This is a genomic window from Paenibacillus foliorum (assembly GCF_013141765.1).
GTDB classification, from domain to species: Bacteria; Bacillota; Bacilli; order Paenibacillales; family NBRC-103111; genus Paenibacillus_S; species Paenibacillus_S foliorum.
Genome location: NZ_WHOD01000083.1, coordinates 1 through 3,022, shown reverse-complemented (window position 1 = coordinate 3,022; position 3,022 = coordinate 1). Strand labels below are relative to the sequence as shown.

The window sequence follows — 3,022 nt, the reverse complement described above, 5'->3', positions numbered from 1 at the left end:
CGGTGAACGATAGTTCAAGTACACAGCCTGCCGGCGCTAATTCTTAAGCAAGCGGGGAACGCCGAAAATGACCAAAAAACAAACGATAGAGGACATGCACAAGCTGGCCGAAGTACGAGGCGGCCGCTGCCTGTCGGACAAATATATCAACAGCCAAACTAAACTCACCTGGGAATGTGCTGATGGTCATACATGGGACGCTGTACCCGCCAAGGTCAAGTTCAGCTCCTGGTGTAGAGTCTGCGCCGGCGGTGAAAAATCAACCATCGTGCAAATGAGGGAGCTTGCACAAGCTAAGGGTGGGAAGTGCCTATCCCAGCATTATATAAACACCGGCACGAAGCTAAAATGGCTGTGCAGTAAGGGTCATGTCTTTGAACGAGCTCCGGTGGCTATCAAAAGTGGAAAATGGTGCTCAAAGTGTTCCATTCAGCAGAGAGCAATAAGTGCTCGAGCAGGTATTGAAGAGATGCAGCAACTGGCCGAAGCAAGGGGAGGCCGCTGCCTTTCTACTGATTATACGAATGCCCATACAGAGCTGGAATGGGAATGCCATAACGGTCACCGGTGGCCTGCCAAGCCGAATTCTATAAAAAACGGCTCTTGGTGCCCAACCTGCCGGCTTACGACCGAGGATAAATGCCGGATCATCATTCAAGAGTTAACCGGACAAGCTTTCATTAAAAACAAGAGAGTCATAAAGCCATATGAATTGGATGGCTATAATGAGACTTTGAAGCTAGCCTTCGAGTACCACGGCATTCAGCATTATCAGTTTCTAGAACACTTTCATAAATTCTATGGTCAATTTCTTGAGCGTCAAGAGCGCAAGAAGGAAGCAATGTGTGCTGCGATCGGGATTCGATTGATTGCGATCCCTTATACTGCCGCTCACTCCGACGATGAACTCATCCGATTTACTAGGCAGCACCTAAAATTGCTAGGTGTTCCTTTGGTCACCAATAAGGTCAATCTTAGTTCGTTTTATGAAGGGTTAAAACCCTTGAATAAGCTAAGGGAATTGGCACGGAAGCACGGTGGTGAGTGTCTCGCAACTTCGTATATAAATAACAAAACCCCGGTTCCATGGCGCTGCAAATTTGGTCATGAGTGGAATGCTAAACCAAATGATATTACCAGTAGTCAGTGGTGCGGGAAGTGTGCTGGCAATCAACCACTAACAATCGCTGACATGCATGAAACTGCTCGTCAGCGGAATGGTTTGTGTCTTTCCAATGAATATATCAACAGTCAAACGCATCTTCTTTGGCAATGCGAACAGGGTCATACATGGAAAGCTACTGCTTCTGACGTAAGGAGCGGGAGATGGTGCAAGAAATGTTCGACCAAAAGGCGTTCTGAAGCCCGGAAGGATACTATAGAGGAAATGCATGAACTGGCCCGTCAACGTGGTGGTGAATGCTTAACGGATGTTTACGTTAATAGTCAGACACATTTGATTTGGAGATGCGGCCGAGGGCACGAATGGCCGGCAAAACCAAATAACATTAAGAATGGAACTTGGTGTCCAAGGTGCAAGAACCGAAAAAAGTAACCTTTAGCGGCCGGTGGTATTATGGCAAAATTGATTAAGCTATCGGATACGAGAGCTGCATAAACAGACATCATGGGGGTGCCGAGGATTAATCGGCAGCCCCATGACGCTATTGGGCATGGTTAAGTTAACGAGGAACGATAGTATTCTTGAGGAGCTGAAGAGTCGTCTATGATAAAGTTGGTAGTTCGTGCAGTAATGTTATTATTAATCGCAGTCCAGATTCTAGCCGCTTGTTCAAAAGATACGACTGTGGTCACTAAAAGTATTAAGTATGAGAACGAGAAGTATAAATTCAGCCTTACGTTACCATCTAAATGGCGCGATAATTTTGAAGTTGTTGAACTCAAACATGAAGATGTTATGGCCTTCAGATTTATCACAAAGGTCGGAAAGGGTGAATTATTTAGAGTTGAGGTTTGGCCTAAAGATCAGTGGGAAACCAAAGGGATCGAACTGGCTAAGATTATTCACATTTCTAAAATTGGTGAGCTAGGTAATACTGTCTATGCGTTTGACACTCCAACAGATGTGCAATACGATCCTAGCAACCAGGAGGATAAGGAACAATACACTTTGTTGAAAAAAGATATCGAACAGATAAAAATTAGTTTCGAGGTTAGGAACTAATCCATGATATTCTTCTATTAAAGTCTTTCTAGATATCACGTTGTTCGATGGGAAGCTTCGTTCAACTATCGGAGAACGATAGCTCAATAAACATGAAGAAACGGCAACCTGCATATGAACCGCATTTACTCCTCCTGCTTCCCCAATTAGGAAACAACTATGCCTATTGGACGCCCTATAAAGATAAAAACCGCCTCAAGGCGGTGAAGAGTACTTACATCAGTTCGCTCGACGATGGTTATGTTTAGCTTTAATGATGCGGTAACAGAGCTTGATAGAATTCGGCACGGAAAATACTTTTTCTAAAAGATATGAGAACGCTGAACGGTTTCCTCGTTTCGTGTTGCATTCAATGCAAGAAGCGAGTAAGTTTTGGGGAAGATCTGAGCCTCCTTTACTTGAAGGGACAATATGATCTACAGTCGTTGCGGGACGTCCACACCACAAACAAGTGTAATTATCCCGTTTTAATGCAGCTTTTCGATAGTCTCGAAATAAAAATGGGTTGTAAAGTAATTGGATTGTCTGCTCGTCGATCCAGACTGCACGGGCTCGATTAACTTCCCTCCAAGCCCGGTGAAGTAAACATGGGGTTAGTTTTTGGCCATCCACATTGAGTACTCGTATCATAGTCAATCGCCTCCTAAGGCTAAAGTTAGTATAACCACAGACAATTTGTTTATTTGATACGTGGTTATGTCTGTTGGAGACGAGAGGAGTATCGGATATGTTAAATACCTTAGCAGCTCGATAACAAGAAGCCTCGCTGGGAAAGCTCCCGCGGGGCTTTTTTTTGTTAGGCTCTGTTAAAACTCGATGCTGATTTTATCATTAAGC

Annotated in this window: 3 protein-coding genes; 2 read left to right on the top strand and 1 reads right to left on the bottom strand. The window is 44.3% G+C overall.

From position 1 onward, the window contains the following. Window positions 1-67 precede the first annotated feature (67 nt). Both GC093_RS22415 and GC093_RS22410 read left to right on the top strand, forming a co-directional pair. Window positions 68-1,555, top strand: a complete 1,488-nt coding sequence (locus GC093_RS22415; protein ID WP_171654145.1) for a zinc-ribbon domain-containing protein — start codon at window positions 68-70, stop codon at window positions 1,553-1,555. Between the two features lie 171 nt (window positions 1,556-1,726). Further along, window positions 1,727-2,185: a methyltransferase gene (locus tag GC093_RS22410; RefSeq protein ID WP_171654144.1), complete on the top strand. Its 459-nt coding sequence runs from the start codon at window positions 1,727-1,729 to the stop codon at window positions 2,183-2,185. A 219-nt stretch (window positions 2,186-2,404) separates the two neighbouring features. Here the strand turns inward: GC093_RS22410 and GC093_RS22405 are convergent, their stop codons facing one another. Then, entirely contained in the window at window positions 2,405-2,815 is a 411-nt protein-coding gene (locus GC093_RS22405; RefSeq protein ID WP_171654143.1) for an HNH endonuclease, read from the bottom strand. Between the last annotated feature and the right edge of the window lie 207 nt (window positions 2,816-3,022).

Coding starts and splice junctions, on each gene's coding strand:
- GC093_RS22405 (WP_171654143.1), bottom strand. CDS start 2,815: ATGATACGAGTACTCAATGTGGATGGCCAAAAACTAACCCCATGTTTA.
- GC093_RS22410 (WP_171654144.1), top strand. CDS start 1,727: ATGATAAAGTTGGTAGTTCGTGCAGTAATGTTATTATTAATCGCAGTC.
- GC093_RS22415 (WP_171654145.1), top strand. CDS start 68: ATGACCAAAAAACAAACGATAGAGGACATGCACAAGCTGGCCGAAGTA.